Origin of the sequence: Acidisphaera sp. L21 (genome assembly GCF_009765685.1) — a bacterium.
GTDB lineage: Bacteria > Pseudomonadota > Alphaproteobacteria > Acetobacterales > Acetobacteraceae > LMUY01.
This window is the reverse complement of the sequence record NZ_LMUY01000015.1, coordinates 353,079-360,168: the sequence shown is the minus strand read 5'-3', so window position 1 is coordinate 360,168 and position 7,090 is coordinate 353,079. Positions and strand designations below refer to the sequence as shown.

The following is a 7,090-nucleotide window of genomic DNA, read 5'->3' as shown; positions in this document are numbered from 1 at the left end:
TACGCGAGCCTACCCGCATTGCATCGAGATTGAGTCAGAGCCCCATTTCCATGCCGATTGACACCCGAACTCATCGCACACCCATTGGCATAGGTCGATCACCCGCCAGCGCACCACGCCGTGGATCATCGGGATCGGGCCGTCCTCGACCGCCTTCGTCAGCGCTGCGCGGTGCCAGTCCTCCAGCAACGAACGAGGTCCAGGAGCCTTGCCGCCGACCAAGCCGTCCGGCCCGCGCTCGTTCAACTTGAGCACCCAATCACGCACGATCTGCAGTGTGACATTGCCGATGGCCGCAGCCTCCGTGCGCGTTGCCCTGTCGTAGATCGCTGCCAAGGCCAGCAGCCGACGGGTCTGACCCGCATCACGGCTCTGGCCGGCCACGGCACGAAGCCGGGCTGCATCGTGGTCGGACCTCAACGGGACCGGCATGGTGGCAATCCCCTCATCACCATATCGAATCAGACCATTCCCGCGTGGGGCAAGCTCAATGGGTCAATCTTCGTAGACCTTGGTATTAAGAGGCTCGAACATTTTGTAGATCTCCCTTGGTATATGGCGGCGGCTTTAGAATAGCAGGGGCGCAAGGAAAATATTTGTTTCCCGGAGCTTTCGTGCGGTCTGTGACGTTGTCCGCCCGGTAAGGGAGGTCAGTTTGTTCGTTATGCATTTGGCGCTGGGTGGGTGCCTCGGGAAGCCGCCTGTTCGCTTCGGCCTAACATCCGATACGGGCGGCCACATCGGTTACGTGCTTGGTGCAGCAATGGCTCAGGCATCGCTGCCACGGGTGCACAGGATTTCAATCGTGACGCGGTTATTCGAGGATGACCGACTTGGATCTGAATATTCGCTGCCAAGCGAACGCATTGGACCGAAGGTTGAGGTCGTCCGTCTCGCGACCGGCAACCGCGCTTATCTCGAAAAGGACCTTTTGGGACAAGACCTGCCTGCTTTCAGAGATGCATTCTGCGAACATCTGGCTCGTTCGGCCGAATGCCCAGATGTCATCCATGCTCATTTCGCAGATGCCGCTTCCGTTGCCGATGCGGCGCGGACTCGGTTCGGGATTCCATTCGTCTACACACCTCACTCACTTGGTCGAGACAAGCAGAACAAGATCCTCGGTGGACCGTCGCTTGATGCGCGCATCGCCGCTGAACATGCCGCGATAACCCAATCCGATGCAATAATCGTCTCCACCAGAAACGAGGCCGAACGACAGGTGGCCGCTTATGGGATTCGCGCCTCGATGTTTCGAACGCTATGTATTCCCCCAGGAGTCCCGGTAAAAACATCAGATGCCGGGCAGTCGAAGCAGGGTATGCTGCTCACCACTGTTTTGGACGACCCGTCCAAGCCGATCGTGTTGGCGATCGCACGTCCGGTCCGAAAGAAGAACCTCGCGGCCATTGTCCGCGCCTTTGTGGCCACGCCGGAGCTCGTTGCACGCGCGAACCTTGTTATCTTGGCAGGACAGCACAGGCTGGGGTCATCGTGCGCCGAAGAACGGCAGGTCCTTCGTGAATTGAAGACGCTGTGTAGCCTTCCGGCCCTTTGCGGTAGGGTGGCGCTGCCTCCAGAACATTCCGACATCGATGTGGCTTGGCTTTACGCTAAGGCAGCCGTCGGCGGGGTGTTCGTAAATCCGGCGCTGCATGAGCCGTTCGGCTTAACCCTTATCGAAGCCGCCGAAGCCGGGGTGCCTGTCGTCGCGACCCGTCATGGCGGACCTGTGGATATAATCGAGGCAATCGGCCATGGCCTACTCGTCGACCCCTGCAACGAGAGCGAGATCGGCGCCAGTTGTCTGCGCATCATCTCGGATCGGCAGCTCCACGAACGATACTCGCAAGCTGGCCGCAAAAATATCTACAAATTCAGTTGGTCTCGTTACGCAGCGTCATCCGTATCCCTGTATGCTTCGCTGCGCCTAAAGCCGCAACTGCTTGCCTGCGACATCGATAACACGCTGACAGGATGCCACAACGGGGCCCGTATGTTCAAGCAATGGCATGCCCAAGAGAATATGCCATTCGTAGTCGCCACGGGCAGGTCGCTCGAGGCTGCCCGTGCCGTCCTCGCCGCCTGGAACCTGCCGGAGCCAGATGCATATATCGTCGATGTCGGGACGCGCATCGTGATTTGCGACAATGGCTATTACCGGGAATGCGAGGATTATACCGCACGGCTTGACGACGGCTGGGATCGGAAGGCGGTTGAACTCGCTCTGGCCAATCTCGGTGCCAATACGCAATCACCAGAGACAAACGGCCCCCACAAGCTTAGCTTTTTTGGAACGTTAGAAAAGGCAGATGCGATCCGGTCGGCGGTGGCCGAAGCGGGCTTGGGCGCGCGGGTGATCCATTCGCACGGGCATTTGATAGACGTATTGGCTCCGACCGCGGGCAAGGCGGCGGCGCTTTCATGGTATGCGGCCAGCCTAGGCCTCACGCTGGGGGATTGTGTTGCCGCAGGCGACAGCGGGAATGACCTGGATATGCTGGAAGCTTCTGGATGCGCCATCGTGGTCGCGAACGGCGGCACCGAACTGAACGTACTGCTGTCAAGGAGAGGGCTGGTAAGGGTCACTGGTTGTCACGCCACCGGCGTCATGGAAGGATTGGCCGCTTTTGGACTTGCGACCCCTGTGTTCGAAATCGAAGCAGCGTGAAGCACCCGATAGGTTACTTCGTCCATCACCAAGGGCGCGGACATGCGGAACGTTGCGCCGCTATTGTCAACGCCTCCCCCGGCGACCGTCCACTCGTGGTTTTCTGCGCGCGCGACAACATCTTCCCGCCGCTCCCGGCTCACGTTTCTGTCCGGGTCATTCCCTCTCTCTTCGAAAAACGCGGTGATGAAGCCACCACTATGGACAATGTCCCTACCCCGGCAACACTCCACTGCGCCCCATTGGGCTGGCCTTCAATACGGAGGGCTATGGCAACGATTGTGGAATGGTTCGACACAGCGGAACCGGCGCTGATGGTCTGCGACGTCTCGGCAGAGATAGCCCAGCTTGCGCGCATCTGCAGCGTTCCTCATGTCATGGTGCTTCAGCATGGAGACCGCGGCGATGCCGGACACCAGGCAGCCTACGACGGTGCCGTCGGCATCCTTGCCCCCTTTCATACCGATCTTTCTCAAACTGATTGGACTCCGGCGTTGCGGGCGAAGACGTGCTTCGCGGCAGGCCTAGGGGTCGACCAAGTCGTATTAGACCGCGGCTCGGCACGCGAGCGCATCGGCGTCCCGAAGTATGGCGAAGTGATCCTTGTCATGGCAGGCGGCGGTGGCAGCGGATTTAGCCAGGCGCCGATCGGTCTCGGGGCTCGCAGCAGGCCCGGAGCGCGTTGGATCACGATCGGTCCGGTTCAGCGGGACTGGCACGCCACCGAACCCTCAAACGTCGAGCACCGGGGCTGGGTAGCCAACCCCGCTGACTACATCGCGGCTGCTGACCTCGTGATCTCATCTACGGGCAACACAACCTGCCAACAAGTCCTCAGGGCGGCGCGACCTTGGCTGGCAATACCAGAGTGGCGGTATTTCGACGAACAACACTTTAAGGCTGGCGCCCTTTCCGTAGCAGGGGCCGCGTCGGTGCTATCGCATCTGCCCTCGTCGGCCGCCGCCTGGGCGAGGGCGATTTCCAACACCTACGCCGGGCATAGGCAAGAGCGCCAACTGACCTTGATCGAGGACGCGCCCGCCGAAAAGGCAGCGCAGTGGCTCGAGTCCTTGGCCGCTGGCTTATGGCTCCCCGCGAGCCCAGTCAGCGCTGTAGACGAAAGGATCGTATGAGTGCAGAGCGTCTCGGTTGCGACATTGGCCAGGGGTCGTTCAGAACACCTGTGGAATGTTGTCCTAGGGCTGACCAAGCAAACGCTTCCCCCTGTTGAGTTGATCATAGCGGTCATGCAGGATACCCCTTACGACCTGCCTGACGCCCCCTTCCCCATAAAGCAGGTTGCGATCCCGGGCACTAACCTCCCGCTTGCGACCGCCCGGAACACCGCGGCAAAAGTCGCGCATAGCAACCTCCTCGTTTTTGTGGACATCGACTGTATCCCGGCTCCAAGCTTCATTGCGGACTACACTGCGGGTTTGGCGGCATTGGACGGGCTGCTGATGGGCGAGGTTCTTTATCTGCCTGGCGGCCTGGCGGTTCCCGGCTGGTCGTACGACAGCTTCGCGGCCGCCGCAGTAAAGCATTCCGACCGGCGTGGACCACCCGCGTCGGGAGTTGAGCAATGCAACGATTACCGCTGCTTCTGGTCACTCAATTTCGGCATGCGGCGCGCAACCTTCCTCGCGGCTGGTGGCTTTGACGAGCGATACGTGGGCTACGGCGGCGAGGATACCGATTTCGGCAAGTCGCTTACCAACCAGGGCATCGCGATCGGATGGCTTAAGGGTGCATTGGCCTATCATCAATACCACCCGCACCATATGCCGCCTGTTCACCACCTCGAGAGCGTTGTACGCAACGCGCAACTTTTCGAAGAGAAGTGGGGTTACCGAACCATGGGGCATTGGCTTCATGCATTCAAGCTGATGGGCCTGATTGACGACGCACCAAATAGGCCCCTCCGAATTCTCCGCCGACCAGATAGCAACGACCTCTTTTTGACAGGTCAACAAAGTCATCAGCCATACGCGAACACCACAACTGTTATACAGGCGTTGGAGGAAATGGCCGCCGGGGCGGTGACTTCACCAGCTCAGGCAGCGGAATGAGGGTCGCCCTGCTCGCTCACGTCCGGCAGCCGATCGCCGAACCTTTTATGGGTGGCATGGAAGCCCATAGCTGGCATCTTGCAGCCGGTCTCGCGAAGCGCGGCCACGAGGTCGTGCTTTTCGCGGCCGGCGACAGCGATCCGCGATTTTTGATCGACCCTGTGCTAACGGAGCACTACGAGCGGACATTCCCATGGGCAGACCATCGCGGTAGCATGCCGCTCATTGCCTACGTCGATGCCGGGTTCGCGTCGGCATGCGACAGGATTGCAAGGGGCGGCTTTGATGTCGTTCACAACAACAGCCTCCACCGCTTCCCGCTCCAGCGGGCAAGTATCGGCGAGGTGCCGACCGTCACGTCATTGCACGTGCCGCCCTTTGATGCCCTCCATTGGTTCGTGAAAGACAGTGCACGGCCCTGGCACCACTTCACTGTAACCTCAGCTAGCCAGCTCGCCGCCTGGTGGCCAGACGGCGCACCGACGCAAAGTTCCGTCCTTCATAATGGCATTGACCCCGCTGCTTGGCCATTTGTCCCGACGGGCAATGGAAGCGCAGTGTGGAGTGGTCGGATAACGCCCAACAAAGGAACTCACCTTGCAATCGAGGCGGCTCGTCGCGCCGGTGTATCCCTGACGCTATTTGGCATTGTAGAGGACCGTGAATATTGGCAGGCGTTGGTTGAACCAATCTTGGGTGGATCTGTCCGCTATGGAGGCCATCTGGATGCGCGGATGCTTGCAACCGAAATCGGACGCGCCTCGGTGTTCCTATTTACCCCCTGCTGGGACGAGCCCTTCGGGTTGGTTGCGATCGAAGCCATGGCCTGCGGCGTCCCAATCGCTGCGTTCGGCATGGGTGCGGCCCGGGAAGTGGTGGCGGAGGCGGGCGCAATTGTATCCGCGGGAAATGCCATTGAGCTGTCGGATGCGATTCCGGTCGCCATGGCAATCAACCGGGCCGTCCCACGCGACAGGGTATTGGCAAACTTCACCGACGAAATTTGGCTGGACGGCTGTGAACGGCTCTACGAATGCGTCGGGACCGCCAATGCAAAGTCCCGCCTCCAAGAACACCCAGTTGTCGGCTAGACCGCTCCCACTCCAAATTGGCCGCCGGAGGCAGTGGTCTTGGACCGTTGTCGTTGCAGTTGCACTCTGACGGCGCAGAGGCAAATCGGTTGAGGTGGGTCGGTCGAGCCTACGGGCGGCAGATGCCGCAGGCCGATCGTCAAGCTTGGTTTGTCGAGCTCCGGCCGGGCTGCTTGAAGACGTTGAATGCTCCGCCCTGGCTATGGTCGAGGACTCTCGACTTGGTAGCCGCCCACGAGGCGGCGTATCTTGAGCATTACCGTGGCCACTCCATGGCTTTGAGCTCCCGGCATTATGGGAGGCGCACCGGTGTTGTCAGGTTGGCGGGCCTGATCCAAGGGTGGCAAGCTGGCCGGCATGACGGCGACCAACCCATACCGCGGCTTCCGCTATCCGGCCGAGGTCATCCAGCACGCAGTATGGCTGTATCACTGCTTCAGCCTCAGCCTGCGGGATGTCGAGACCATCCTCGCAGCCCGTGGTATCGTGGTCAGCTACGAAACCATCCGTGAGTGGGGCCTGCGCTTTGGCCGGCTGTTCGCCAACGAACTGAGACGGCGACGGCCGCGACCTGGCGACAAGTGGCACCTCGATGAGGTCTTCATCCGCGTGCAAGGCAAGCTGCAGTATCTTTGGTGCGCGGTAGACCAGCACGGCCACGTGCTGGACATCCTGGTGCAAAACCGGCGCAATGCCCGTGCTGCCAAGCGGTTCTTCCGCAAGCTGCTGCGAGGTTTGCAGTACGTGCCGCGGGTGATCGTGACCGACAAGCTGCGCAGCTGAGGCGCAGCGAAACGTGAGATCCTGCCCGGCGTCGAGCACTGGCAGAGCCGTCATCTGAACAACCAGGCCGAGGTGTCGCACCAACCAACGCGACGACGAGAACGGCAGATGCAGCGGTTCAAGTCAGCGCAACATGCCCAAATCTTCCTGTCCACCCACGCCCGCATCCAACTCCGTCGCCATCATCTAACCGCCCACGATCATCGCGATGGACGGGACGCCACCCTTCGGATCTGGCGAGATGTGACCCGCAATGTCGCCGCGTAGCAGCAAGTTCAATCTCACATCAGGGCAGGCTCGAACTCGCTAACCTGACAACGCCTCTTGCGACACTCAGCCGTTTAGTGCCCTGCCTTGCTAGATCCCATCCTTCAGCAAGCGGTAGACCCCCATCTTGATCAGGCCCGCCCGACTCTGCGTCATCTCGAGTGCGAGGGCATCAAGGCCGCCCTGACGCAGAAATCGGCTTGCATCCC

5 protein-coding genes and 1 pseudogene are annotated in these 7,090 nt (G+C 60.5%); 5 read left to right on the top strand and 1 reads right to left on the bottom strand.

Going from position 1 to position 7,090, the window contains the following annotated elements:
* Positions 1-9: 9 nt before the first annotated feature.
* Entirely contained in the window at positions 10-432 is a 423-nt protein-coding gene (locus GSQ76_RS04755) for a hypothetical protein (RefSeq protein WP_158742740.1), read from the bottom strand.
* Between the two features lie 232 nt (positions 433-664).
* Between GSQ76_RS04755 and GSQ76_RS04750 the strand changes: the two genes are divergently transcribed.
* The 5 genes and pseudogenes from GSQ76_RS04750 (at position 665) to GSQ76_RS04730 (ending at position 6,881) form a co-directional block, all read left to right on the top strand.
* Positions 665-2,671, top strand: coding sequence for an HAD-IIB family hydrolase (locus tag GSQ76_RS04750; RefSeq protein WP_335904882.1), 2,007 nt, complete (start codon positions 665-667; stop codon positions 2,669-2,671).
* A 269-nt stretch (positions 2,672-2,940) separates the two neighbouring features.
* The gene (locus GSQ76_RS04745) at positions 2,941-3,804 is read left to right on the top strand and encodes a glycosyltransferase (protein ID WP_216850896.1); all 864 of its coding nucleotides are present in this window, start codon (positions 2,941-2,943) and stop codon (positions 3,802-3,804) included.
* The gene (locus tag GSQ76_RS04740) at positions 3,805-4,740 is read left to right on the top strand and encodes a galactosyltransferase-related protein (protein WP_158742737.1); all 936 of its coding nucleotides are present in this window, start codon (positions 3,805-3,807) and stop codon (positions 4,738-4,740) included.
* On the top strand, positions 4,737-5,831 hold the full coding sequence (locus tag GSQ76_RS04735; protein WP_158742736.1) for a glycosyltransferase: 1,095 nt from the start codon (positions 4,737-4,739) through the stop codon (positions 5,829-5,831). Before GSQ76_RS04740 ends, GSQ76_RS04735 begins: the two co-directional genes overlap by 4 nt.
* A 357-nt stretch (positions 5,832-6,188) precedes the next feature.
* Positions 6,189-6,881 (top strand): annotated as a pseudogene (locus GSQ76_RS04730) (IS6 family transposase).
* Positions 6,882-7,090 lie beyond the last annotated feature (209 nt).